Annotated in this window: 25 protein-coding genes and 2 other annotated features; all 25 genes read left to right on the top strand. The window is 38.0% G+C overall.

Annotated features, from left to right (window positions below):
- Positions 1 to 228: 228 nt before the first annotated feature.
- Positions 229 to 690 carry a transcriptional regulator CtsR gene (gene ctsR, locus KI356_RS07320; protein WP_128283393.1) on the top strand — a complete coding sequence of 154 codons (462 nt, stop codon included), beginning with the start codon at positions 229 to 231 and terminating at the stop codon, positions 688 to 690.
- A gap of 169 nt (positions 691 to 859) precedes the next feature.
- Positions 860 to 1,408, top strand: a complete 549-nt coding sequence (gene mcsA / locus KI356_RS07315; RefSeq protein ID WP_128283394.1) for a protein-arginine kinase activator protein McsA — start codon at positions 860 to 862, stop codon at positions 1,406 to 1,408.
- A 4-nt stretch (positions 1,409 to 1,412) separates the two neighbouring features.
- Positions 1,413 to 2,477: a protein-arginine kinase McsB gene (gene mcsB, locus KI356_RS07310; RefSeq protein WP_212935130.1), complete on the top strand. Its 1,065-nt coding sequence runs from the start codon at positions 1,413 to 1,415 to the stop codon at positions 2,475 to 2,477.
- A 22-nt stretch (positions 2,478 to 2,499) separates the two neighbouring features.
- Entirely contained in the window at positions 2,500 to 4,935 is a 2,436-nt protein-coding gene (gene clpC, locus KI356_RS07305; protein ID WP_002115282.1) for an ATP-dependent protease ATP-binding subunit ClpC, read from the top strand.
- A 94-nt stretch (positions 4,936 to 5,029) separates the two neighbouring features.
- A complete protein-coding gene (radA, locus tag KI356_RS07300) occupies positions 5,030 to 6,406 on the top strand; it encodes a DNA repair protein RadA (RefSeq protein WP_002115283.1) in 1,377 nt (458 codons plus the stop codon).
- Positions 6,407 to 6,409: 3 nt separating this feature from the next.
- Positions 6,410 to 7,483, top strand: coding sequence for a DNA integrity scanning diadenylate cyclase DisA (gene disA / locus KI356_RS07295; RefSeq protein WP_212935129.1), 1,074 nt, complete (start codon positions 6,410 to 6,412; stop codon positions 7,481 to 7,483).
- Between the two features lie 160 nt (positions 7,484 to 7,643).
- Positions 7,644 to 8,747: a PIN/TRAM domain-containing protein gene (locus KI356_RS07290; protein WP_128283397.1), complete on the top strand. Its 1,104-nt coding sequence runs from the start codon at positions 7,644 to 7,646 to the stop codon at positions 8,745 to 8,747.
- 16 nt (positions 8,748 to 8,763) lie between these two features.
- The gene (gene ispD / locus KI356_RS07285; protein ID WP_128283398.1) at positions 8,764 to 9,444 is read left to right on the top strand and encodes a 2-C-methyl-D-erythritol 4-phosphate cytidylyltransferase; all 681 of its coding nucleotides are present in this window, start codon (positions 8,764 to 8,766) and stop codon (positions 9,442 to 9,444) included.
- Between the two features lie 117 nt (positions 9,445 to 9,561).
- Positions 9,562 to 10,038, top strand: coding sequence for a 2-C-methyl-D-erythritol 2,4-cyclodiphosphate synthase (gene ispF, locus KI356_RS07280; protein ID WP_002115287.1), 477 nt, complete (start codon positions 9,562 to 9,564; stop codon positions 10,036 to 10,038).
- 89 nt (positions 10,039 to 10,127) lie between these two features.
- On the top strand, positions 10,128 to 11,585 hold the full coding sequence (gene gltX / locus KI356_RS07275; RefSeq protein WP_002115288.1) for a glutamate--tRNA ligase: 1,458 nt from the start codon (positions 10,128 to 10,130) through the stop codon (positions 11,583 to 11,585).
- A gap of 47 nt (positions 11,586 to 11,632) precedes the next feature.
- Positions 11,633 to 11,878 (top strand) — a binding site (T-box leader).
- A gap of 147 nt (positions 11,879 to 12,025) precedes the next feature.
- Positions 12,026 to 12,691 carry a serine O-acetyltransferase gene (gene cysE, locus KI356_RS07270; protein ID WP_212935128.1) on the top strand — a complete coding sequence of 222 codons (666 nt, stop codon included), beginning with the start codon at positions 12,026 to 12,028 and terminating at the stop codon, positions 12,689 to 12,691.
- A complete protein-coding gene (cysS, locus tag KI356_RS07265) occupies positions 12,672 to 14,069 on the top strand; it encodes a cysteine--tRNA ligase (protein ID WP_212935127.1) in 1,398 nt (465 codons plus the stop codon). Before cysE ends, cysS begins: the two co-directional genes overlap by 20 nt.
- A gap of 2 nt (positions 14,070 to 14,071) precedes the next feature.
- Positions 14,072 to 14,479 carry a Mini-ribonuclease 3 gene (locus KI356_RS07260; protein WP_000564269.1) on the top strand — a complete coding sequence of 136 codons (408 nt, stop codon included), beginning with the start codon at positions 14,072 to 14,074 and terminating at the stop codon, positions 14,477 to 14,479.
- On the top strand, positions 14,476 to 15,219 hold the full coding sequence (gene rlmB / locus KI356_RS07255) for a 23S rRNA (guanosine(2251)-2'-O)-methyltransferase RlmB (protein ID WP_212935126.1): 744 nt from the start codon (positions 14,476 to 14,478) through the stop codon (positions 15,217 to 15,219). The genes KI356_RS07260 and rlmB overlap by 4 nt, the downstream gene beginning before the upstream one ends.
- A 3-nt stretch (positions 15,220 to 15,222) precedes the next feature.
- The gene (locus KI356_RS07250) at positions 15,223 to 15,735 is read left to right on the top strand and encodes an NYN domain-containing protein (RefSeq protein ID WP_128283401.1); all 513 of its coding nucleotides are present in this window, start codon (positions 15,223 to 15,225) and stop codon (positions 15,733 to 15,735) included.
- A 67-nt stretch (positions 15,736 to 15,802) separates the two neighbouring features.
- Entirely contained in the window at positions 15,803 to 16,462 is a 660-nt protein-coding gene (locus tag KI356_RS07245; RefSeq protein ID WP_002009799.1) for an RNA polymerase factor sigma-70, read from the top strand.
- A gap of 130 nt (positions 16,463 to 16,592) precedes the next feature.
- A complete protein-coding gene (rpmG, locus tag KI356_RS07240; protein WP_012260172.1) occupies positions 16,593 to 16,739 on the top strand; it encodes a 50S ribosomal protein L33 in 147 nt (48 codons plus the stop codon).
- 23 nt (positions 16,740 to 16,762) lie between these two features.
- Entirely contained in the window at positions 16,763 to 16,942 is a 180-nt protein-coding gene (gene secE / locus KI356_RS07235) for a preprotein translocase subunit SecE (RefSeq protein ID WP_001241321.1), read from the top strand.
- 131 nt (positions 16,943 to 17,073) lie between these two features.
- Positions 17,074 to 17,607: a transcription termination/antitermination protein NusG gene (gene nusG, locus KI356_RS07230; RefSeq protein WP_000415794.1), complete on the top strand. Its 534-nt coding sequence runs from the start codon at positions 17,074 to 17,076 to the stop codon at positions 17,605 to 17,607.
- Positions 17,608 to 17,775: 168 nt separating this feature from the next.
- Positions 17,776 to 18,201 carry a 50S ribosomal protein L11 gene (gene rplK / locus KI356_RS07225; protein ID WP_001085872.1) on the top strand — a complete coding sequence of 142 codons (426 nt, stop codon included), beginning with the start codon at positions 17,776 to 17,778 and terminating at the stop codon, positions 18,199 to 18,201.
- A 180-nt stretch (positions 18,202 to 18,381) separates the two neighbouring features.
- Positions 18,382 to 19,074: a 50S ribosomal protein L1 gene (gene rplA / locus KI356_RS07220; RefSeq protein ID WP_002074134.1), complete on the top strand. Its 693-nt coding sequence runs from the start codon at positions 18,382 to 18,384 to the stop codon at positions 19,072 to 19,074.
- Positions 19,075 to 19,123: 49 nt separating this feature from the next.
- Positions 19,124 to 19,269, top strand: a sequence feature (ribosomal protein L10 leader region).
- Positions 19,270 to 19,308: 39 nt separating this feature from the next.
- Complete coding sequence (gene rplJ, locus KI356_RS07215; RefSeq protein WP_002115299.1) at positions 19,309 to 19,809, top strand: 50S ribosomal protein L10; 501 nt, start codon at positions 19,309 to 19,311, stop codon at positions 19,807 to 19,809.
- 67 nt (positions 19,810 to 19,876) lie between these two features.
- Positions 19,877 to 20,236 carry a 50S ribosomal protein L7/L12 gene (gene rplL / locus KI356_RS07210; RefSeq protein WP_128283402.1) on the top strand — a complete coding sequence of 120 codons (360 nt, stop codon included), beginning with the start codon at positions 19,877 to 19,879 and terminating at the stop codon, positions 20,234 to 20,236.
- A gap of 76 nt (positions 20,237 to 20,312) precedes the next feature.
- Positions 20,313 to 20,912, top strand: coding sequence for a class I SAM-dependent methyltransferase (locus KI356_RS07205; protein ID WP_002204576.1), 600 nt, complete (start codon positions 20,313 to 20,315; stop codon positions 20,910 to 20,912).
- 291 nt (positions 20,913 to 21,203) lie between these two features.
- Positions 21,204 to 24,737 (top strand): DNA-directed RNA polymerase subunit beta, encoded by a 3,534-nt coding sequence (gene rpoB, locus KI356_RS07200; RefSeq protein ID WP_002115309.1) that lies wholly within the window; start codon positions 21,204 to 21,206, stop codon positions 24,735 to 24,737.
- The last annotated feature ends 37 nt before the right edge of the window (positions 24,738 to 24,774 follow it).

Here is a 24,774-nt window from a genome sequence, read left to right as displayed (position 1 = left end):
GTAGGACGTCGCCAAGCAACTAAAACACGAGTCATTTGACTCGTGTTTTTTCGTGTTTTTTTGTATAATTCATAGTAATTTAAAAAATCTTTACTTAAAGAATCGTCCTTTTGATTAAAGACTGGGAAATGTGGCTAGGATAGTGAATAAGCAAAAGAGTTGCAAATTTTTTTAATACGTATATAATTAAAGTCAAAGATAGTCAAAGTCAATAAAGGTGGCGGATAGATGAGAAATATATCTGATATCATTGAGAAATATCTAAAGCAAGTTATTGACTTAAGCAATAATAATGTGATTGAAATCAAGAGGAATGAGATCGCTGATCAATTCGATTGTGTGCCGTCTCAAATCAACTATGTAATCAATACCCGTTTTACGCTAGAAAGAGGATTTGTAGTAGAAAGTAAACGAGGTGGAGGGGGTTACATTCGCATTATAAAAGTCAAATTGCATGACGATATAGACATTATTGATCAAATGCTTCATATGATTGATCATAGTGTTGCGCAAGGAAATGCAGAAAGCATGATTATACGTTTAATAGAAGAGGGTATTATAACAAATCGTGAAGCTAAACTTATGCTAAGCGTACTAGATCGTTCTGTATTATTAATGGATGTTCCTTCTCGAGATGAACTTAGGGCTCGAATATTATGCGCAATGTTAAGAACACTGAAATATAAATAAATATAACTTTTGTTAAGAATGATAACTAAGATAATGCAGTTTAATATTGTAGGAATTTTGAAAGATGACATGTGCTTTTACTAAATGGATTAAGAAAAGAGAACAATCTAGTAATGTATGAAAAGTATCATGAGATAGATCGTTCCTGTTGTAAAGGTGGGAGATAGCGATGACTTGTCAAAACTGTAATATAAGACCAGCAACTTTACATTATACAAAAGTAATCAACGAAAAAAAGGCGGAAGTTCATCTTTGCGAGCAATGTGCAGAACAAAGTGGCTATACGTCTTTCTTTCAATCACCGCAGTCTAATTTTTCATTTCATGACCTATTAGCCGGATTATTGCATAGTGAACCAGCAATGTTTGAAGAAGGGCAAGATGCATTTTCAAATACAAATATATCAAGATGTCCGAATTGTAAGATGACATATGAACAATTTACAAAAGTGGGACGCTTTGGATGTGCTTCTTGTTACGATACATTTAAGGGGCATTTAAAACCATTGTTAAAACGTCTTCACGGTGGGCATACAGAACATTGTGGAAAAATTCCTGAACGTATAGAAGGAAATATCTACTTAAAGAAAGAATTAGATGAACTAAAACTCAATCTGAAACAATATGTACAGAAAGAGGAATTTGAGAAAGCAGCTGAAGTACGAGATAAAATTCGAGGTCTTGAAAATCAGCTTAGTGAGCATAGAGAGGGGGAATAGTTCTATGTCACTGGACAGAATTATGAATGAAGCGATTAGTCCATGGATGAAGGGGGATGGCCCTGATTCTGATATTGTTTTAAGTAGTCGAATTCGTTTGGCTCGTAATTTTAAAAAATATCAATTCTCTACTATGCAAAACGAGGAAGAAGCTAAACAGATTCATGAGTTATTTAAGAAGAATTTTATAAATAAACCTGTAGAACCTTTTGGGGCGTTTGAACTATTAAAAATGAATGAATTAAATCCTCTTCAAAGGAGGGTTTTAGTTGAGAAGCATTTAATTAGTCCAAATCTTGCAGGAACAGAATACGGAGCATGCCTACTATCAGAAAGTGAACATATAAGTATCATGCTTAATGAAGAGGATCATGTTAGGATTCAGTGCCTGTTTTCAGGTTTGCAGTTATCAGAGGCGCTTCAAAGTGCCAATCAAATAGATAATTGGATCGAGGAACAGGTTGAATATGCTTTTGATGAATCGCTTGGATATATTACGAGTTGCCCCACTAACGTCGGTACAGGATTAAGGGCTTCGGTAATGATTCATTTGCCGGGACTGGTTTTAACGAAAAGAATTAACCGTATTATACAAGTAATTCAAAAATTAGGGTTAGTAGTAAGAGGAATATACGGTGAAGGTAGCGAAGCGTTAGGTAATATATTTCAAGTGTCAAATCAAATGACACTAGGGAAATCAGAAGAAGATATTATTGCAGATTTAAAGAGTGTCATTCAACAGATCATTCATCAAGAAAAAATGGCTAGAGAATTAATTGTACAAAATTCAAGTATTGAGCTTGAAGATAAAGTATATCGTTCTTACGGAATACTAGCTAACAGTCGTTTAATTCAATCTGCAGAAGCAGCCACTTGCTTATCAGATGTACGACTTGGTATTGACTTAGGATATATACAAGGTATATCGAGAAATATTTTAACTGAGTTAATGGTTCTTACTCAGCCGGGCATTTTGCAACAATATGCAGGAGGACCTCTAGGACCAGAAGAAAGAGATTATCGAAGAGCAACTTTAATCCGTGAGCGATTACGAATTGAACAAAATTAAGCGCAAGTAGGAGGCGATTTCTATGATGTTTGGAAGATTTACAGAACGAGCACAGAAAGTATTAGCTTTATCTCAAGAGGAAGCAATTCGCATTGGGCATAATAATATTGGAACAGAACATATTTTACTTGGGCTTGTACGCGAAGGTGAAGGAATTGCAGCAAAAGCGTTAATTGCTCTTGGATTAAGTCCAGAGAAAGTTCAAAAAGAGGTAGAAGCATTAATTGGACGGGGAACGGAAGCTTCTCAAACAGTACATTACACACCTCGTGCTAAAAAAGTTATTGAGTTGTCTATGGACGAAGCTCGTAAATTAGGTCATTCCTACGTTGGAACAGAACATATTTTACTTGGTTTAATCCGTGAAGGTGAAGGTGTAGCAGCACGCGTTTTAAATAATTTAGGTGTAAGCCTAAATAAAGCAAGACAACAAGTGTTACAACTCCTTGGAAGTAATGAAGCTAGTTCAGGTCACCAAGGTGGTTCATCGACAAATGCGAATACACCTACACTTGACAGTCTAGCACGTGATTTAACAGTTGTTGCACGTGAAAATCGTTTAGATCCTGTTATTGGACGTAGTAAAGAAATTCAACGTGTAATTGAAGTGTTAAGCCGTAGAACAAAAAACAATCCAGTATTAATTGGAGAACCTGGTGTAGGTAAGACAGCAATTGCGGAAGGATTAGCACAGCAAATTGTAAATAATGAAGTTCCTGAAACTTTAAGAGATAAGCGTGTTATGACATTAGATATGGGTACAGTTGTTGCTGGAACAAAATATCGTGGTGAATTTGAGGATCGTTTAAAGAAAGTGATGGATGAGATTCGCCAAGCTGGTAACATCATTCTATTTATTGATGAGCTTCATACGTTAATTGGTGCAGGTGGGGCGGAAGGTGCAATTGATGCATCGAATATTTTAAAACCATCTTTAGCACGTGGTGAATTACAATGTATTGGTGCAACAACTTTAGACGAATATCGTAAATATATTGAAAAGGATGCGGCATTAGAAAGACGTTTCCAACCAATTCATGTTGATGAACCAAACTTAGAAGAATCAGTTCAAATTTTAAAAGGTTTACGTGACCGTTACGAGGCGCATCACCGCGTATCTATTACAGATGATGCAATCGATGCGGCTGTAAAACTTTCAGATCGTTACATTACAGACCGTTTTTTACCTGATAAAGCAATCGATTTAATTGATGAGGCTGCATCAAAAGTGCGCTTACGTTCTTATACAACACCGCCAAACTTAAAAGAGCTTGAAGTGAAGCTTGAGGAAATTAGAAAAGAAAAAGATGCAGCTGTACAAAGCCAAGAATTTGAAAAAGCTGCTTCCTTACGTGATATGGAACAACGTTTACGTGAAAAGTTAGAAGATACGAAGCGTCAGTGGAAAGAGAAACAAGGACAAGAAAACTCGGAAGTAACAGTAGAAGATATTGCAAATGTCGTTTCTACATGGACACGTATTCCGGTTTCTAAACTTGCACAAACAGAGACAGATAAATTATTAAACTTGGAATCAATTTTACATGATCGTTTGATTGGGCAGGATGAAGCAGTTGTAGCTGTGGCAAAAGCTGTTCGTCGTGCGAGAGCGGGATTAAAAGACCCGAAACGTCCAATTGGTTCATTTATTTTCCTAGGACCGACTGGTGTAGGTAAAACAGAACTAGCGAGGGCATTAGCAGAATCTATGTTCGGTGATGAAGATGCAATGATCCGCATTGATATGTCTGAGTACATGGAAAAGCATTCTACTTCTCGTTTAGTTGGATCTCCCCCAGGATATGTTGGATATGAAGAAGGTGGACAATTAACAGAGAAAGTTCGTCGTAAGCCATATTCAGTTGTCTTATTAGATGAAGTAGAGAAAGCTCATCCTGATGTGTTTAATATTTTACTACAAGTATTAGAAGATGGTCGTTTAACAGATTCTAAAGGACGTACAGTTGATTTCCGTAATACAATTGTTATTATGACGTCTAATGTTGGTGCAGACGCATTAAAACGTAATAAACATCTTGGATTTAACGTACAAGATGAGAGCCGCGATTATTCAGATATGAAAGGTAAAGTAATGGATGAATTGAAAAAAGCATTTCGTCCAGAATTCTTAAACCGTATTGATGAAATTATCGTGTTCCATATGCTTGAGAAAAAACATATTCAAGAGATTGTAACACTTATGGTGAATCAGTTAGTGAATCGCTTAAAAGAACAAGAAATTGAATTGCACTTAACAGAAGGGGCAATTTCAGCTATTGCTGATAAAGGATTTGATCGTGAGTACGGTGCTCGTCCGCTTCGTAGGGCAATTCAGAAACATGTAGAAGATAGACTATCAGAAGAACTGTTAAAAGGTGCTATTGAGAAAGGACAAAAAGTTATCTTTGATGTAGAAGGAGAATCATTTGTCATTCATAGTGCGGAAAAGGTAAAATAAGTATAGACAAACAAAGAGGGCTACGCGATAGCCCTCTTTCTTGTACGAGAAGGATAAACGTTTGTAGATGAAAGTGAAGTGAACTATAAAAGATATGGCTAAAAAGAAAACAAAATTTACATGTCAAGAATGTGGTTATCAATCGCCAAAATATATGGGGAAATGTCCTGGATGTGGTCAATGGAATACGCTTGTTGAAGAGATGGAACCAGTTGTATCATCAAGACGCCTTAATTATGCCAATGCAATTCAATCAGAAGTAACAAAACCAAGACGCTTAACGGAGGTAGAAACAAAGTCTGAGGCGCGTATTGAAACGAAATTTCAAGAGTTTAACCGTGTACTTGGTGGCGGGATTGTAGATGGATCTTTAGTACTTATTGGTGGAGACCCTGGGATTGGGAAATCAACATTGTTATTACAAATTTCATCGCAATTAGCAGATTCTTCATATGATGTACTATACATATCAGGTGAGGAGTCAGCAAAGCAGATTAAACTTCGTGCAGATCGTTTGCATGTAAAGGGTAGTAATCTATTTGTTGTAGCAGAGACTGATTTACAGCGAATTGCAGCGCACATTGAAGAGATGAACCCAGCTTTTGTTGTTATTGACTCCATTCAAACGATACATTTACCTGAAGTGACGTCAGCACCTGGAAGTGTGGCGCAAGTACGTGAATGTACAGCGGAATTAATGAAACTTGCAAAGACGAAAGGGATTCCTATTTTTATCGTTGGACATGTGACAAAAGAAGGAGCAATTGCAGGACCACGCATGCTGGAACATATGGTCGATGCAGTTCTTTACTTTGAAGGAGATCGTCACCATACATATCGTATTTTGCGAGCTGTGAAGAACCGTTTTGGTTCCACAAATGAAATGGGTATCTTTGAAATGAAGGAACTAGGTCTTGCAGAAGTACTAAACCCTTCTGAAATTTTCCTTGAGGAAAGGCCAGTTGGAGTTGCAGGGTCCACAGTGGTTGCTTCAATGGAAGGAACAAGACCGGTTCTAGTAGAAATCCAAGCATTAATCTCCCCTACTAGTTTTGGAAATCCTCGAAGAATGGCGACTGGAATTGATCATAACCGCGTTTCACTTATTATGGCAGTGCTAGAAAAAAGAACAGGTTTATTGTTGCAAAATCAAGACGCATATTTAAAAGTCGCGGGTGGTTTGAAATTAGATGAACCAGCAATCGATTTAGCTGTCGCCTTAAGTATTGCTTCAAGTTTCAGAGATAAAGCTACTGCACCAACCGATGCGGTGATAGGAGAAGTAGGACTAACTGGAGAAATAAGAAGAGTATCAAGAATCGAACAACGTGTACAAGAAGCAGCTAAGTTAGGATTTCAACGTGCTATTATCCCTAGAAAAAATTTAGGGGGTTGGACAATTCCGGATGGGATTGAGGTAGTAGGTGTTTCTAATCTAGGAGAAGCGCTTCGTTTGACATTAGGAGGCTAGGCTATGGAAGAAAACAAGCAACGTGTCAAAAGTATGATTAATATTTTACAGCTCGTTGCTCCAGGAACGCCACTGCGCGAAGGGATAGATAACGTACTTCGTGCGCAAACAGGAGGATTAATTGTTCTTGGATATAATGAGCAGATTAAAAGTATTGTTGATGGAGGATTTCACATTAATTGCGCATTCTCACCTGCTAGTTTATATGAATTAGCAAAAATGGATGGGGCGCTTATTTTAAATGAAACAGGGAGCAAAATTTTGATTGCGAACGCACAATTAGTTCCAGAGGCATCTATTGATTCTATTGAAACAGGTATGCGTCACCGAACGGCGGAGCGTGTAGCGAAGCAGACGGGTAGCCTTGTTGTTGCCATTTCACAAAGACGTAACGTAATTACACTATATCAAGGGAGCTTACGTTATACACTAAAGGATATAGGGGTTATTTTAACGAAGGCAAACCAAGCTATTCAAACGTTGGAAAAATATAAGGCCGTATGGAATGATGGTATTACGAATTTGGGCATTCTAGAATTTGAAGAGGTTGTTACAATGTCCGAGGTAGTTCACGTTTTACATAGTGTTGAAATGGTACTGCGTATAAAAAATGAAATATTGAGCTATATTCATGAGTTAGGAACAGAAGGAAGATTAATTCGTTTACAACTTACAGAATTACTAGCTGACTTAGAAGCAGAGGCAGCGCTATTAATTAAAGATTATTATCAAGAAAAAACGCAAGATCACCATCAAATTTTGAAAAAGTTACAAGATCTTGCAAATACACAACTTCTAGAGGATAGTGATTTAGTTAAACTGCTGGGCTATCCAGGACAAATGAGCTTAGAAGAAAGTGTGACGCCGAGAGGATATCGAATCACAAGCAAAATTTCTCGTGTTCCACCACTTATCATTGAAAATTTAATTAATCGATTTAAAACGTTACAAGGTGTTTGTCGTGCAACTATTAATGAATTGGACGATGTGGAAGGAATTGGGGAAGTCAGGGCGAAGAAAATACGAGAAGGTTTAAAAAGAATTCAAGAGCATCTCTATATGAGTAGACACAATTAAGAATATTACATTGATTCCATAATATAACGACACTAGAACATTTTTGTTATATGATATGGTATATTGGTAAATAAAACTATTTACAAAAAAACACATCCGCTTTTGCATTCGGCGTTTTGATTAGTGAAACAATGGTTAATAATGAGTAGGAGGTGGTTGGATGTTAAAACGGATCGTACAGCTCTTCTTTTTAGTGATCGGGGGAGCATTAGGGATTTTCTTAATTCCAAAAGTTATTAATGTAATGGACATCGGCGCTGTTCCTTGGTTGGAAGGGTCTTATGTTCGTGCAATTATTGGTGCAATTATTTTATTTTTAACAACATTTTGGCTTGTAGATTATATTGTCCAACTTATTAAGCATATCGAAGAAGCCCTTGTAAAGGCACCTGTAGCAGATGTTTTATTTGGTACATTAGGGTTGATCTCTGGTCTTATTGTTGCATATTTAATTTTGATACCAATTCGTGAATTCACGATTCCAGTCATTAGTACAGTATTACAAGTGTTCTTTACACTTTTACTTGGTTATTTAGGATTCCAAGTAGGGTTTAAAAAGAGAAATGAATTGTTAGGATTATTTACATTACCCCAGCGCGGAGGTAAGAAGAAAAGCAATAGTGAGAACGAAGAGTTAGAGGTGGAAAAATCTACAGCTCATTGGAAAATTCTCGATACGAGTGTAATTATTGATGGACGTATTGCAGATATTTGCCAAACGAAGTTTTTAGAAGGAACAATTGTGATTCCACAATTCGTATTAGAAGAGCTTCAGCATATTGCCGATTCTTCTGATGCGTTAAAGCGTAATCGTGGTCGCAGAGGATTAGACATTTTGAATCGTATTCAAAAAGAGATGCCAATTCCGGTAGAAATTTATGAAGGCGATTTTGAGGATATCCAAGAAGTGGATAGCAAGCTTGTAAAGTTAGCGAAAGTCACTGGTGGAACTGTTGTAACAAATGATTTCAACTTAAACAAAGTTTCTGAATTACAAGGAGTAACAGTGTTAAATATTAATGATTTAGCAAATGCAATTAAACCAGTGGTACTCCCTGGCGAAGAACTAAGTGTTTATGTTGTAAAAGATGGTAAAGAGCAAAATCAAGGTGTTGCATACTTAGATGATGGCACGATGATTGTAGTAGAAGATGGTAGAGAATATGTTGGTTCGCAACTAAATGTACTTGTTACAAGTGTGTTGCAAACATCGGCTGGTCGTATGATTTTCGCAAAACGTAAATTATTAGAAAAAGCATTATAAGTAGAGGATTATTAATATGTATACATTAATTATTCCAGCAGCGGGACAAGGAAAACGGATGGGTGCTGACAAAAATAAGTTATTCTTACTTATAAATGAAGTACCGATTATTGTGCATACATTACGTGCTTTTGAAAAAGATAGAGCATGCAAAAGTATTATTATGGCAATTAACGAAGAAGAACGCCCGTATTTTGAGGAATTACTACAGAAGTATCCGATTGAAAAGCCATTACACTTTATTCAAGGCGGAGCTGAAAGACAAGATAGCGTATATAACGCGATTCAGCATGCGAGTAATGTTGAATATGTTCTTGTGCATGATGGGGCACGCCCATTTGTAACGACTAAAGTGATTCAAGATGTATTAACTGCAGCAGAAAAATATGGAGCCTCCATTTGTGCAGTGCCAGTAAAGGATACGGTTAAGAAAGTAGAGCAGGGTGTTGTTGTCGAAACGGTAGAACGATCTCAGCTTAAGGCTGTACAAACACCGCAGGGGTTCTCTGTTTCTCTTTTGTTAGAAGCTCATAGAAGTGCAAAACAGAGCTGTTTTCTTGGTACAGATGATGCAAGCCTCGTAGAACGTATCGGAAAGCAAGTAGGTGTAGTAGATGGGAGTTACTATAATATTAAAGTGACGACCCCAGAGGATTTATTAATTGCTGAAAGTTTCCTTCATGTTCAGAAGAAATAGAAGTGATGGCATTATAGTAAAGAAAAGCTCGGCAACGGCCGGGCTTTTCTTTATAGGGATAGCGATATAATATAGAGTCATAAAGCTCAGTAGTTTAGCTTGAGGAGGATGTAAAGAATGTTTCGAATTGGACAAGGTTTTGATGTACATGAATTTGCGGAAGGTAGACCGTTAATTATTGGTGGAATTACAATTCCTCATGAGAAAGGACTAATCGGTCACTCGGATGCGGACGTATTGTTACATACGATTGCTGATGCATGTTTAGGGGCAATTGCAGCAGGGGATATTGGAAAGCATTTTCCTGATACAGATCCTGCTTTTAAAGATGCAGATTCAGCTTTATTATTACAAAAGGTTTGGGAATTTGTGCGTGAACAAGGTTACGAGCTAGGGAACCTAGATTGTACAATTATTGCTCAGAAGCCAAAGATGGCACCTCATATTGAAAGTATGCGTAAACGTATTAGTGAGCTGCTAGAAACTTCTGTCGACAACGTTAATGTAAAGGCAACAACGACAGAAAAATTAGGCTTTACAGGAAGAGAAGAAGGAATTGCATCTCAAGCAGTGGTATTATTACAGAAAAAATAATGGTTTTTAATTCGTAAGATGGATAATCACATTTTTTTGTTGTACAATTATAGAATGTGTAGACATTAAGAATGGAAGGTGTACCAATTATGGAAAAGCAAGTGAGAGTGCGCTATGCGCCAAGTCCAACAGGACACTTACATATCGGAAATGCGCGTACGGCATTATTTAATTATTTATTTGCTCGTCATCAAGATGGCAAGTTTATTATTCGTATTGAAGATACTGATGTGAAACGTAATGTTGCTGGTGGAGAAGAAAGCCAATTAAAATACTTGAAATGGCTCGGTATGGACTGGGATGAAGGTGTTGATGTTGGTGGTGAATTTGGACCATATCGTCAAACAGAGCGTTTAGATATTTATAAAAAATTATATCTAGATTTATTAGAGCGTGGTTTAGCTTACAAATGTTATATGACAGAAGAAGAGCTAGAAGCAGAACGTGAAGGGCAAATTGCTCGTGGTGAAACACCACGTTATGCAGGAAACCACCGTGATTTAACTGAGGAGCAAACTAAAGGATTTGAGGCTGAAGGCCGTATTCCAAGTATTCGCTTCCGTGTACCAGCTGATAGCGACTACACGTTTAAAGATATCGTAAAAGATGAAGTTGCATTCCATTCAAATGATTTTGGCGATTTCGTTATCGTGAAAAAAGATGGAATTCCAACTTATAACTTTGCGGTAGCAGTAGATGATCACTTAATGGAGATTACACACGTACTTCGTGGTGATGATCATATTTCTAATACACCAAAACAAATGATGATTTATGAAGCTTTCGGATGGGATATCCCGCAATTCGGTCATATGACTTTAATTGTAAATGAAAGCCGTAAAAAGCTAAGTAAGCGTGATGAGTCTATTATTCAATTTATTGAACAATATAAAGAGCTTGGATATCTTCCAGAAGCAATCTTTAACTTTATCGCATTACTAGGTTGGTCACCAGTGGGAGAGGAAGAAATTTTCTCTAAAGATGAGTTTATCAAAATGTTTGATGCAGCCCGTTTATCGAAATCACCTGCATTATTCGATTCTCAAAAACTAAAATGGATGAACAACCAATATATGAAAAAACAAGATTTAGATGCTGTTGTTACATTAAGCTTACCGCATTTAGTTAAAGCGGGCCGCGTAGGTGAAAACTTAAGCGAACAAGAACAAGCTTGGGTTCGTGATGTAATTGCTTTATATCATGACCAAATGAGCTTTGGAGCTGAAATTGTAGAGCTTTCTGAAATGTTCTTTAAAGATCATGTCGATCATGAAGAAGAGGGACAAGAAGTATTGAAAGGTGAACAAGTACCTGAAGTGCTTCGTACATTTGCCAATCAATTAGAAGCTCTAGAAGAAATGGAGCCAGCAGCAGTTAAGGCGGCTATTAAAGCAGTTCAAAAGGAAACAGGACATAAAGGTAAAAATTTATTTATGCCAATCCGTGTTGCAACTACTGGACAAACACACGGTCCAGAGCTTCCTAACGCCATTGCACTTCTTGGAAAAGAAAAAGTTTTAAATCGTATTCAAAAAGTAATTGGTTAACATTTTCTAGGTTTAGAAATATAATAAGTATACCTAAAATCTAATAAGAAAAAGCGACGAGAAGGAGAAGTAGAAAATCAGGCTTTTTACAGAGAGAACCACCTTTAGGCTGGGAGTGGTTTATAAGCGGATTTTTGAAATGCCCCTTCGAGTCTTCTGTTGAACAGCGAAGTATTTCGCGGGACGCCTTAGGGCGCAAAGTAAACAGAAGCGGTGTAAACCGTTATCATGGATGAGTTTGAGGCTTCTTTAGCCTAAACAGAGTGGAACCGCGCTTATAAGGCGTCTCTGTCTATATGACAGAGGCGTCTTTTTTTTATACCATGTAAATGGGTGTGAGTATAAGTTTTATCCCCTTGTATAAAGATTTAGGGGTAAGTGGAGAGTTAGGGGAGTTAGTTCACTCGAAAAAAGCAGCCCATAAAGGGGAGGGAACATCGATGTTTAAGAGGCTTCGGGAAGATATTGAAGTCGTTTTTGAACAGGATCCAGCGGCACGAAGTTATTTCGAAGTCATTTTAACTTACTCTGGATTACATGCAGTTTGGGCCCATCGAATTGCACATGCTTTTTATAAAAGGAACTTTTTCTTTGTGGCACGTTGGATTTCGCAGGTTAGTCGTTTTTTTACTGGCATTGAGATTCACCCAGGAGCAACTATTGGTCGTCGTTTTTTCATTGATCATGGAATGGGGGTTGTAATTGGCGAAACGTGTGAAATTGGCGAAAACGTAACAATTTATCAAGGTGTCACATTAGGTGGTACAGGTAAAGAAAAAGGAAAAAGGCATCCTACAATTCAGGATAATGTATTAATTGCAACAGGTGCTAAAGTACTAGGTTCTATTACTGTTGGAGAGAATTCTAAAATTGGAGCAGGATCTGTCGTGTTAAAGGAAGTTCCTGCGCATTCTACAGTTGTAGGTATACCTGGCCGAGTCGTTATTCAAAATGGAGTAAAGATTGGCCAAGAATTAAATCATTCTGATCTTCCGGATCCGATTTTTGATAAATTAAAGGTTATGGAAGTAGAACTTGATAAATTGAGAAAGCAACTCGAAGTAAAAGTAGAAAGGAAGGATAAAAATGACTATTCACATTTATAATACGTTAACGCGTCAAAAAGAAGAGTTTATGCCATTAGAAGAAAATAAGGTAAAGATGTATGTGTGCGGACCTACAGTATATAACTACATTCACATTGGGAATGCGAGACCACCTATGGTATTTGATACAGTACGCCGTTACTTAGAATATAAAGGATATGATGTGCAGTATGTATCTAACTTCACCGACGTGGATGATAAATTAATTAAGGCGGCAAATGAATTAGGTGAAGATGTGCCAACAATTGCAGATCGTTTTGTTGAAGCTTACTTTGAAGATGTAACAGCACTAGGTTGCAAACATGCAACGGTTCATCCGCGTGTGACAGAGAATATGGATATCATTATTGAATTTATTCAAGAACTTGTGAATAAAGGGTATGCATATGAATCAGAAGGTGATGTATACTTTAGAACGAAAGAATTCGAAGGTTACGGTAAATTATCGCATCAGCCAATCGCTGATTTACGTCACGGTGCACGTATTGAAGTAGGAGAAAAGAAACAAGATCCTCTTGATTTTGCTTTGTGGAAAGCTGCGAAAGAAGGGGAGATCTTCTGGGAAAGCCCTTGGGGGAAAGGACGTCCAGGGTGGCATATTGAATGCTCAGCGATGGCACGTAAGTACCTAGGGGATACAATTGATATTCATGCTGGCGGTCAAGATTTGGCATTTCCTCATCATGAGAATGAAATTGCACAGTCCGAGGCGTTGACAGGAAAAACATTTGCACGTTACTGGATGCATAATGGATATATTAATATTGATAATGAGAAGATGTCTAAGTCACTTGGAAACTTCATTTTAGTTCACGATATCATTAAGCAATATGATCCACAGTTAATTAGATTCTTTATGTTATCAGTACATTACCGTCATCCGATTAACTTTAGTGAAGAGTTATTACAAAGTACGAATAACGGGCTAGAAAGAATTAAAACAGCTTACGGTAACTTAAAGCACCGTATGGAAAGTAGCGCAAATTTAACAGATCATAATGAGAAATGGTTGGCTGAAATGGAAAAATTCCAGGCTGCATTTGAAGAAGCAATGGATGATGATTTCAATACTGCTAATGCAATTACTGAATTATATAACGTAGCAAATCATGCAAATCAATATTTATTAGAAGAACATACTTCTAAAGTTGTAATTGGAGCATACGTGAAACAACTTGAAACATTATTTGATATTTTAGGATTAGAATTAGCACAAGAAGAATTGCTTGATGAAGAAATTGAGGCACTTATCCAAAAGCGTATTGAAGCTCGTAAAAATCGTGATTTCGCATTATCTGATCAAATTCGCGATGATTTAAAAGAACGTAATATTATTTTAGAAGATACCGCTCAAGGTACAAGATGGAAAAGAGGATAAAAATGATTGATGCAAAGCAATTGAACAGCTTAGCGTTAGCATATATGGGTGATGCGGTATATGAACAATATATCCGCTATCACCTTCTTCAAAAAGGAACAGTTCGCCCTAATCAATTACATCGCTTAGGGACGAGCTTTGTTTCGGCAAAAGCACAGGCGAAAGTTGTTTATCATTTATTAGAGACGGCATTTTTGACAGAGGAAGAAGAGGCAGTACTAAGAAGAGGGCGCAATGCGAATTCGGGTACTGTTCCGAAGAATACGGATGTACAAACATACCGATATAGTACAGCGTTGGAAGCTCTAATCGGTTATCATCACTTATTAAATAATCGTGAAAGATTAGACGAAATTGTATATAAGGCAATTGCTGTTTTAGAAGAAAAGGAAGGGAGCACATCATCATGAGTAGTGAATATATTATCGGACGTAACCCTGTAATTGAAGCGTTACGATCAGGGAGAGATATTAATAAAATTTGGATCGCAGAAGGTGCTGCCAAAGGGCAAGTACAGATTGTACTGGCATTAGCGAAAGAAAATAAGGTTATTTTGCAACATGCACCGAAGAAGAAATTAGATCAATTAGTTGAGGGAAATCATCAAGGTGTAATTGCTCAAGTAGCTGCATATCAATATGCTGAGCTAGAAGATTTATTTAAAGTAGCAGAAAAACGTAATGAAGATCCGTTCTTCTTAATTTTAGATGAAATTGAAGATCCACATAACTTAGGTTCTATTATGCGTACTGCAGATGCAACAGGGGCTCATGGGATTATTATTCCAAAAAGAAGAGCAGTGGGACTTACAGCGTCAGTTGCGAAAGCGTCGACTGGGGCAATTGAATATATTCCTGTTGCACGTGTAACAAATTTATCGCGTACAATTGATGAATTAAAAGAACGTGGACTTTGGATTGCTGGTACAGATGCCAAAGGGAAAACGGATTACCGTAATTTAGATGGTAATATGCCAATCGGATTAGTAATTGGTAGCGAAGGAAAAGGTATGAGTCGTATTATTGGTGAAAAGTGTGATTTCCTAATAACTTTACCGATGGTTGGTAAAGTTACATCCTTAAATGCTTCAGTAGCCGCAAGTTTGTTAATGTATGAGGTATATCGTAAACGTCACGAAATTGGTAAATAAAAAATGAACGATATTTTAATCGTTGACGGTTACAACATTATAGGGGCTTGGGGAAACTTGAAGAAACTGCGGGATGTAGATTTACAATCATCAAGAGATGCACTTATTGATAAGATGGCGGATTATCAAGGCTATACAGGTACAAGGGTAATGATTGTCTTTGATGCCTATACAGTCTATGGTATTGAAAAAAAGATGAAACAATCACGGGTGGAAGTAATATTCACGAGAAAGAATCAAACTGCAGATGAAAAGATAGAACAACTTGCAATTGAGCTTAGAAATATAAATACACAAGTGTATGTTGCGACTTCTGACTATACGGAGCAATGGGTTATTTTTGCGCAAGGCGCACTTCGAAAATCTGCACGTGAATTAGAGTTAGAAGTGCAAGCGATGGAGCAACAAGTAAGAAGGCGTACAAAAGATACGAAAGACAAGCAACCCGCCATGAGAAAGATATTTAGTGAAGATATTACAGAAAAGTTAGAAAAATTAAGACGAGGAGAGCGTTGAAGCATTGACGCTCTTTATCTTTTTACTGTATAATATTGCTAAATATATAGCGGTCGGAGGGATCAAGGTGGAAGCAGGCTTCGTAAGTGTAGGCGACGTTACATTTCGTGATTTAGAGGATGAGGCAATCGTTGAGTTAGTTCGAAAAGGTAATACTGACGCTCTAGAATATTTAATTCACAAATATAAGAACTTTGTTCGTGCGAAATCAAGATCTTATTTCTTAGTGGGTGCCGATCGAGAAGATATTGTTCAAGAAGGCATGATTGGATTGTTTAAAGCCATTCGTGATTATAAAGGGGACAAGCTGTCTTCGTTCAAAGCATTTGCTGAACTGTGTATCACTCGACAAATTATTACCGCTATTAAAACAGCAACAAGGCAAAAGCATATTCCGTTAAATTCGTATGTGTCTTTAGATAAGCCAATTTACGATGAGGAATCTGATCGAACACTATTAGATGTTATTTCGGAATCGAAAGTAACTGATCCAGAAGAGATGATTATAAGTCAGGAAGAATATACAGACATAGAATCAAAAATATCTGAATTATTAAGCGATTTAGAAAGAAAGGTGCTCTCTTTATACTTGGATGGTCGTTCCTATCAAGAAATTTCAGAACAGTTAAACAGGCATGTGAAATCTATTGATAACGCATTACAGCGTGTAAAAAGGAAATTAGAAAGATATATGGAGATGAGAGAGAGTACAACTTTAAATTCATAGGAAATACCGCAGGTGTAAAATAATTCACCTGTTTTCTTTTTGCGAAGAGAGTGAAAGTCATGACATTGACATTGTCTTTTGTTGTATGATACATTTTTAGGGACATAATGTTACAAGGTTGGTGTAACTAATGAGGAAAAAAGTTGTACTCTCATGTGAAGAGTGTAAAAATCGAAACTACTCTACGATGAAAGATACGAGCTCAGTAGAGCGACTTGAGATAAAGAAGTTTTGTAAAACATGCAATAAGCATACAGTTCATAAGGAAACAAAATAAATAATACACTGGAGGTCCCGTAGATGCGTTTAACGAACTTTTTCGGCGATGTAGGTCGCGAAATGAAAAAAGTAAGTTGGCCTAAAAAAGATGAATTACTCCGCTCAACAGCGACTGTTATCGCTACAGTTGTCTTCTTTGCGATTTTCTTCGCAGTAGTTGATATGGGCATTTCTTCTTTAATTCGGTTAATTCTTGGTTAATTCTTGAATAAGAAGCACTTATCCATGATATAATGTTATTTATAAGAACTGTGTAAAAGCCCGGTGAACGGGTTTTTTCATTTGCGCAAAAAAATGTACGTCAGGGAGGGAAGGACGCTCGTCCTAAATGAATGGAAAAAAGTTGGTATGTTGTCCATACTTATTCTGGATATGAAAATAAAGTAAAAGCAAACCTAGAGAAACGTGTAGAATCAATGGGTATGCAAGATAAAATTTTCCGTGTTGTTGTCCCGGAAGAAGTAGAAGTAGAAATGAAAAATGGTAAAGAAAAATTAATGAAAAGAAAAGTGTTCCCAGGTTACGTATTAGTAGAATTAATCATGACTGATGATTCTTGGTATGTTGTTCGTAATACACCGGGTGTAACTGGTTTTGTCGGTTCTTCTGGTTCTGGGTCTAAACCTTCACCTCTGTTAGAAGAGGAAGTTGTTACCATCATGAAGCATATGGGAATGGACAATGAAGTGGTTGATTTCGACTTTGAACTTCATGAAACAGTGCGTGTAAATGAGGGGCCATTCGCGGATTATACAGGTGCAATTGAAGAAATTGATGTGGAAAAGAAAAAAGTTAGCGTGCTTGTAGACATGTTTGGTCGCGAGACTCCGGTTGAACTTGATTTCCATCAAATTGAAAAATTATAAAATGAAACTTGAAATGAATTGTAAAAAGTGATAATATCTTTTAAGTCAGTACGTCTTCGGTAACGGAGACGTTTTTTGAAAAAGATTTTATCATTATGATAAAATATGAAGTGGGAGGGCAAATCACTGCCCAATTGACCACATCACGGACTTAAGGAGGTGTGTCTCGTGGCTAAAAAGGTAATTAAAATGGTAAAACTTCAGATTCCTGCAGGTAAAGCTAATCCAGCTCCACCGGTTGGTCCAGCATTAGGACAAGCAGGTGTTAACATCATGGGCTTCTGTAAAGAGTTTAACGCTCGTACAGCTGATCAAGCTGGTCTTATCATCCCTGTTGAAATTACGGTATTTGAGGACCGTTCATTCACTTTCATTACTAAAACTCCTCCTGCTGCTGTTCTTCTTAAGAAAGTAGCTGGTATTGAGTCTGGTTCTGGTGAACCAAACCGTAATAAAGTGGCAACTGTTAAGCGTGATAAAGTACGCGAAATCGCTGAAACTAAAATGCCTGACCTAAACGCTGCTAGCGTAGAAGCTGCAATGCGTATGGTTGAAGGTACTGCACGCAGTATGGGCATCGTTATCGAAGACTAATTCGATTTGTTTTTTGTAAAAAAGGTTGCGGGTCTGGAATTCCAATTCGCAACCTTTATTATCGTAAATGATTATTGTTTTTAAATAAATGGATGGGCGCACATCCTCGGGGGTTCCCGGAATGAAGGCGTAAACGTGGGAGGTTATTCCGCTAAAACCACATTCAAGGAGGAAACAAACATGGCTAAAAGAGGTAAAAAGTACGTAGAAGCTGCGAAGCTTGTTGATCGTGCGGCTGCTTACTCTGCAACAGAAGCAGTAGAATTAGTAAAGAAAACAAACACAGCTAAATTTGATGCAACTGTAGAAGCTGCATTCCGTTTAGGTGTTGATCCTAAGAAAGCTGACCAACAAATTCGTGGTGCAGTTGTTCTTCCACACGGTACTGGTAAAGTACAACGTGTATTAGTATTCGCTAAAGGCGAAAAAGCAAAAGAAGCTGAAGCTGCTGGCGCTGAATTCGTAGGCGATGCTGATTACATCGGTAAAATCCAACAAGGTTGGTTCGATTTCGATGTAGTAGTAGCAACTCCTGATATGATGGGTGAAGTTGGTAAACTTGGTCGTGTATTAGGACCTAAAGGTTTAATGCCAAACCCTAAAACTGGAACAGTTACTTTCGATGTAACTAAAGCTGTTAACGAAATCAAAGCTGGTAAAGTTGAATACCGCGTTGATAAAGCTGGTAACATCCACGTTCCAATCGGTAAAGTATCTTTCGAAGATGCTAAATTAGTAGAAAACTTCAAAACAATTGCTGACACGCTACAAAAAGCTAAGCCAGCTGCTGCAAAAGGTACTTACATGAAGAACGCAACTGTTGCTTCTACAATGGGACCTGGCGTACGCGTAGATGTTTCTACACTTGCGTAAAAATTGGAAGTTGACTTCATAAAGAAGTTTTAATATAATCATTTATGTTGTGAATTTTAATAGTGTACCGTAGACAGTAGGTGTCGATTCGACTTAATTTCCTACCTAGGTGTTAATATACGAAGCGGAATATTTTTTCTGTGACTATATGCCTCCATGTCTACAAGTTGGGCATGGAGGTTTTTAGTGCACTTTCGGTACATCTTCTATATAATCTACAGGAGGTGTAATAACATGAGCAAAGTAATCGAAACTAAACAACAAGTTGTAACTGAAATCGCGGACAAACTTCGTGCGAGTAAATCTACAATCGTTGTTGACTACCGTGGTTTAACAGTTTCTGAAGCAACAGAATTACGTAAAAACTTACGTGAAGCTGGCGTTGAGTTCAAAGTTTACAAAAACTCTTTAACTCGTCGTGCTGCAGAGTCTGCTGAAATGGCTGAGTTAAACGAATTCTTAACAGGACCAAACGCAATCGCGTTCAGTAACGAGGATGTAGTTGCTCCTGCGAAAGTATTAAACGACTTCGCTAAAAATCATGAAGCTTTAGAAATTAAAGCGGGCGTAATCGAAGGTAAACTTGTAACACTTGATGAGGTTAAAGCTATCGCTACTCTTCCATCACGTGAAGGCTTACTTTCTATGCTTCTTAGCGTTCTTCAAGCTCCAATCCGTAACCTTGCACTTGCTACTAAAGCAGTTGCAGATCAAAAGGAAGAGCAAGGCGCTTAATTTTTTAAAAGATAATTACTTGTTATCTATAAAACAATACAAACCTATTTAAGGGAGGATATTTACAATGACTAAAGAACAAATCATTGAAGCAGTTAAATCTATGACTGTATTAGAACTTAACGACTTAGTAAAAGCTATCGAGGAAGAATTCGGCGTAACTGCTGCTGCTCCTGTAGCTGTAGCTGGTGGCGCTGGTGAAGCTGCTGCTGAGCAAACTGAATTTGACGTAGTACTTGCAAGTGCTGGCGCTCAAAAAATCAAAGTTATCAAAGCTGTACGTGAAATCACTGGTCTTGGCTTAAAAGAAGCTAAAGAATTAGTTGACAACACTCCAAAAGCAATCAAAGAAGGCGTTGCTAAAGAGGAAGCTGAAGAAATGAAAGCTAAACTTGAAGAAGTTGGCGCTGTTGTAGAAGTTAAGTAATTAACTTTTGGTGCTTTAAAAAAAGCTCGCTCTCATGCGAGCTTTTTTTTTAACTGTAAAGAAAAGAGGTGGCCATATGGCAGACCATTATTTTTCTAACGACCCTTCTAGTAAAAGTGATCGTAAACGATGGGAATTTACACTTCGTGAATCTCGATTTACTTTTTTATCTGACCATGGGGTGTTCTCGAAAAACGAAGTGGACTTTGGTTCTCGTCTTTTAATTGAAGCGTTTCAAATGCCAGATGTTAAAGGTAATGTGTTAGACGTAGGATGTGGGTACGGTCCAATCGGTTTGTCGTTAGCGAAAGAGTTTCAAGATCGTGAAATTCACATGGTGGATGTGAATGAAAGGGCCTTGGGACTTGCAAAAGAAAATGCCGCTAATAACAGAATTGAAAATATACGTATTTTGCAAAGTAGTGTCTATGAAAATGTAGATGGCAAGTATGCTGCTATTCTATCTAATCCTCCAATTCGTGCTGGTAAAGATATCGTGCATGAGATTTTAGAAAAGGCTGTGGAGTATTTAGTTTCAGGTGGGGAATTGTGGATTGTTATTCAAAAGAAACAAGGTGCACCATCTGCGCTGAAAAAACTAGAAGAAGTATTTTCTGAAGTTGAAGTTGTAGAAAAGAAAAAAGGATATTATATCATAAAATCAAAAAAGCGTTGACGGTTATTTTTGGCTATGTTAACATTATACAATGCCAATATATGATTTTCTGCGTTGAGAAAGATGTATATTTTTGTTTCTCTTGGAAAAGATAGTAAAATCAGCAGATTATGAAACAGAATGATGGTTTTCTTATAGAAGCCATTTTTCTTTTTTGAGCAGGTAGAAAGACTCAACGTATCTATCTTTAAGAGAAAAGAACTACGCTAATAGCAGTAGTTGTATTTATTTGTGATTTTGCACAAATTTTTTTGTGTGTTTATAATACTCATGATTTGAGGGGTGAAGCAGTTGACAGGTCAACTAGTTCAATACGGACGCCACCGCCAACGAAGAAGTTATGCCCGTATTAGTGAAGTATTAGAGTTACCAAATCTTATCGAAATTCAAACCTCTTCTTATCAGTGGTTTCTTGATGAGGGTTTGCGAGAAATGTTCCAAGACATTTCTCCGATCGAAGACTTTACGGGAAATCTATCGCTTGAATTTATCGACTACAGCTTAGGTGAACCTAAATACTCTGTAGAAGAATGCAAAGAGCGTGATGTGACGTATGCAGCACCACTTCGTGTAAAAGTGCGTCTAATCAACAAGGAAACTGGTGAAGTAAAAGAACAAGATGTGTTCATGGGAGATTTCCCACTCATGACAGAGACTGGAACATTCGTAATTAACGGTGCAGAACGTGTTATCGTTTCCCAGTTAGTTCGCTCTCCAAGCGTATACTATAGTGGCAAAGTGGATAAAAACGGAAAACGTGGTTTTACTGCTACTGTAATTCCAAACCGCGGAGCTTGGTTAGAGTATGAAACAGATGCTAAGGATGTTGTATATGTGCGTATTGACCGTACGCGTAAACTTCCTGTAACTGTTTTGTTACGCGCATTAGGGTTTGGCTCTGATCAAGAAATCACCGAGCTTTTAGGTGATAACGAATACTTAAGCAATACGTTAGAAAAAGACAACACAGATAGCACAGAGAAAGCATTGCTTGAAATTTATGAGCGTCTACGTCCTGGTGAACCACCAACAGTAGAAAATGCAAAGAGCTTACTTGTGTCTCGTTTCTTTGATCCGAAGCGCTACGATTTAGCAAATGTAGGTCGCTATAAGATCAACAAAAAGCTACACATTAAAAACAGATTGTTTAACCAACGTTTAGCTGAAACATTGGTGGATCCAGAAACTGGTGAAATCTTAGCGGCAGAAGGAACAGTCTTAGATCGTCGTACACTGGATCGCATTCTACCTTACTTAGAGAAAAACATTGGATTCAAAACAGCGAAACCAATGGGTGGAGTGGTAGCAGGCGATGTTGAGCTGCAATCTATTAAGATTTATGCTCCAGAATCAGAAGGCGAACGATCTATAAACGTAATTGGGAATGCAAATATTACTCGTGATATAAAACACATCACACCAGGTGATATTCTTGCTTCTATTAGCTACTTCTTTAACTTGCTATATAAAGTAGGGGATACAGATGATATTGACCACTTAGGAAATCGTCGTCTGCGCTCTGTAGGAGAGTTACTACAAAACCAATTCCGTATCGGTCTTTCTCGTATGGAACGTGTTGTTCGTGAGAGAATGTCGATTCAAGATACAAATGCAATTACACCACAAGCGTTAATTAACATTCGCCCGGTTATTGCATCTATTAAAGAGTTCTTCGGAAGTTCTCAGTTATCTCAGTTCATGGATCAAACAAACCCATTAGCAGAGTTAACTCACAAACGAAGACTATCTGCATTAGGACCCGGTGGTTTAACGCGTGAGCGCGCAGGCTTTGAAGTACGTGACGTTCACTACTCTCACTATGGTCGTATGTGTCCAATTGAAACACCAGAGGGACCAAACATCGGTTTGATCAACTCATTATCTTCGTTTGCGAAAGTAAATGAGTTTGGTTTCATTGAAACGCCATACCGTCGTGTTGACCCAGAAACTGGTCTTGTAACAGGGCAGGTTGATTATTTAACAGCAGATGAAGAAGATAACTATGTTGTAGCCCAAGCGAATATGAAATTATCTGAAGTAGGGGAATTCCTTGATGAAGATATCGTAGCTCGTTTCCGTGGTGAAAACATTGTCACAAATAAAGAACGCATCGACTACATGGATGTATCTCCAAAACAAGTAGTGTCGGCAGCGACAGCTTGTATTCCGTTCTTAGAAAACGATGACTCTAACCGCGCACTTATGGGAGCGAACATGCAACGTCAGGCGGTTCCGTTAATGAATCCGGAATCTCCGATTGTAGGTACAGGTATGGAGTACGTATCAGCAAAAGACTCAGGTGCTGCAGTAATCTGTAAACACCCTGGTGTTGTTGAACGCGTAGAAGCACGTGAAGTTTGGGTACGTCGCTATGTAGACGTTGACGGTCAAACAGTAAAAGGCGACTTAGATCGCTACAAAATGCAAAAATTCATTCGTTCTAACCAAGGAACTTGTTACAACCAGCGTCCAATCGTAAGTGTTGGAAATGAAGTTGTAAAAGGTGAAATCCTTGCGGATGGTCCTTCTATGGAATTAGGTGAACTAGCACTTGGACGTAACGTGCTTGTTGGCTTCATGACATGGGACGGTTATAACTACGAGGATGCGATCATTATGAGTGAGCGCCTTGTAAAAGATGATGTGTACACTTCTATTCATATTGAAGAATATGAATCAGAAGCTCGTGATACGAAGCTTGGACCAGAAGAAATTACACGTGACATTCCAAACGTTGGGGAAGATGCATTACGCAACCTTGACGAGCGCGGTATCATTCGCGTTGGTGCGGAAGTAAAAGATGGAGATTTACTTGTTGGTAAAGTAACACCTAAAGGTGTAACAGAATTAACAGCTGAAGAACGTCTATTACACGCTATCTTTGGAGAGAAAGCACGTGAAGTACGTGATACATCACTACGTGTACCACACGGTGGTGGCGGTATTATCTTAGACGTAAAAGTATTCAACCGTGAAGATGGCGATGAATTGCCACCAGGCGTGAATCAACTTGTACGTGCATATATCGTTCAAAAACGTAAAATTTCTGAAGGTGATAAGATGGCCGGTCGTCATGGTAACAAAGGTGTTATTTCCCGTATTTTACCGGAAGAAGATATGCCTTACTTACCAGATGGTACGCCAATCGATATCATGTTAAACCCATTAGGGGTACCGTCTCGTATGAATATCGGTCAGGTATTAGAGCTTCATCTTGGTATGGCAGCAAGATACCTTGGTATTCACATTGCAACACCGGTATTCGATGGTGCTCGTGAGGAAGATGTATGGGGCACAATTGAAGAAGCTGGTATGGCAAATGACGCGAAAACAGTCCTGTATGACGGACGTACTGGTGAGCCATTCGATAACCGCGTATCTGTTGGTGTCATGTATATGATCAAACTTGCGCACATGGTTGACGATAAACTTCATGCTCGTTCTACTGGACCATACTCACTTGTAACGCAGCAACCTCTTGGAGGTAAAGCTCAGTTCGGTGGACAGCGTTTCGGTGAGATGGAGGTTTGGGCACTTGAAGCTTATGGTGCTGCTTATACTCTTCAAGAAATCTTAACAGTGAAGTCTGATGATGTTATTGGACGTGTTAAGACGTATGAAGCCATTGTTAAAGGTGAAAATGTTCCAGAACCAGGCGTTCCTGAATCATTCAAAGTATTGATTAAAGAACTGCAAAGTTTAGGTATGGACGTTAAAATGATGTCTATCAACGATACAGAAATTGAAATGCGTGATACGGAAGATGACGATGATCATCAATCAGCAGATAAATTGAATGTTGAAGTTGAGACAACTAAGGAATAATTGGGATAACCTGTAGACTAAAAGGGAGGTAGGCCCC

This window comes from Bacillus hominis, from assembly GCF_018332515.1.
GTDB lineage: Bacteria > Bacillota > Bacilli > Bacillales > Bacillaceae_G > Bacillus_A > Bacillus_A hominis.
The sequence above is the reverse complement of the archived record's forward strand: the minus strand, read 5'-3'. Positions and strand labels throughout refer to the sequence as shown.

Coding starts and splice junctions, on each gene's coding strand:
- ispF (WP_002115287.1), top strand. CDS start 9,562: ATGTTTCGAATTGGACAAGGTTTTGATGTACATGAATTTGCGGAAGGT.
- ispD (WP_128283398.1), top strand. CDS start 8,764: ATGTATACATTAATTATTCCAGCAGCGGGACAAGGAAAACGGATGGGT.
- ctsR (WP_128283393.1), top strand. CDS start 229: ATGAGAAATATATCTGATATCATTGAGAAATATCTAAAGCAAGTTATT.
- rplA (WP_002074134.1), top strand. CDS start 18,382: ATGGCTAAAAGAGGTAAAAAGTACGTAGAAGCTGCGAAGCTTGTTGAT.
- nusG (WP_000415794.1), top strand. CDS start 17,074: ATGGAAAAAAGTTGGTATGTTGTCCATACTTATTCTGGATATGAAAAT.
- KI356_RS07250 (WP_128283401.1), top strand. CDS start 15,223: ATGAACGATATTTTAATCGTTGACGGTTACAACATTATAGGGGCTTGG.
- disA (WP_212935129.1), top strand. CDS start 6,410: ATGGAAGAAAACAAGCAACGTGTCAAAAGTATGATTAATATTTTACAG.
- rlmB (WP_212935126.1), top strand. CDS start 14,476: ATGAGTAGTGAATATATTATCGGACGTAACCCTGTAATTGAAGCGTTA.
- cysE (WP_212935128.1), top strand. CDS start 12,026: ATGTTTAAGAGGCTTCGGGAAGATATTGAAGTCGTTTTTGAACAGGAT.
- secE (WP_001241321.1), top strand. CDS start 16,763: ATGCGTTTAACGAACTTTTTCGGCGATGTAGGTCGCGAAATGAAAAAA.
- rplJ (WP_002115299.1), top strand. CDS start 19,309: ATGAGCAAAGTAATCGAAACTAAACAACAAGTTGTAACTGAAATCGCG.
- KI356_RS07205 (WP_002204576.1), top strand. CDS start 20,313: ATGGCAGACCATTATTTTTCTAACGACCCTTCTAGTAAAAGTGATCGT.
- mcsB (WP_212935130.1), top strand. CDS start 1,413: ATGTCACTGGACAGAATTATGAATGAAGCGATTAGTCCATGGATGAAG.
- cysS (WP_212935127.1), top strand. CDS start 12,672: ATGACTATTCACATTTATAATACGTTAACGCGTCAAAAAGAAGAGTTT.
- gltX (WP_002115288.1), top strand. CDS start 10,128: ATGGAAAAGCAAGTGAGAGTGCGCTATGCGCCAAGTCCAACAGGACAC.
- clpC (WP_002115282.1), top strand. CDS start 2,500: ATGATGTTTGGAAGATTTACAGAACGAGCACAGAAAGTATTAGCTTTA.
- rplL (WP_128283402.1), top strand. CDS start 19,877: ATGACTAAAGAACAAATCATTGAAGCAGTTAAATCTATGACTGTATTA.
- radA (WP_002115283.1), top strand. CDS start 5,030: ATGGCTAAAAAGAAAACAAAATTTACATGTCAAGAATGTGGTTATCAA.
- rpmG (WP_012260172.1), top strand. CDS start 16,593: ATGAGGAAAAAAGTTGTACTCTCATGTGAAGAGTGTAAAAATCGAAAC.
- KI356_RS07260 (WP_000564269.1), top strand. CDS start 14,072: ATGATTGATGCAAAGCAATTGAACAGCTTAGCGTTAGCATATATGGGT.
- KI356_RS07290 (WP_128283397.1), top strand. CDS start 7,644: ATGTTAAAACGGATCGTACAGCTCTTCTTTTTAGTGATCGGGGGAGCA.
- mcsA (WP_128283394.1), top strand. CDS start 860: ATGACTTGTCAAAACTGTAATATAAGACCAGCAACTTTACATTATACA.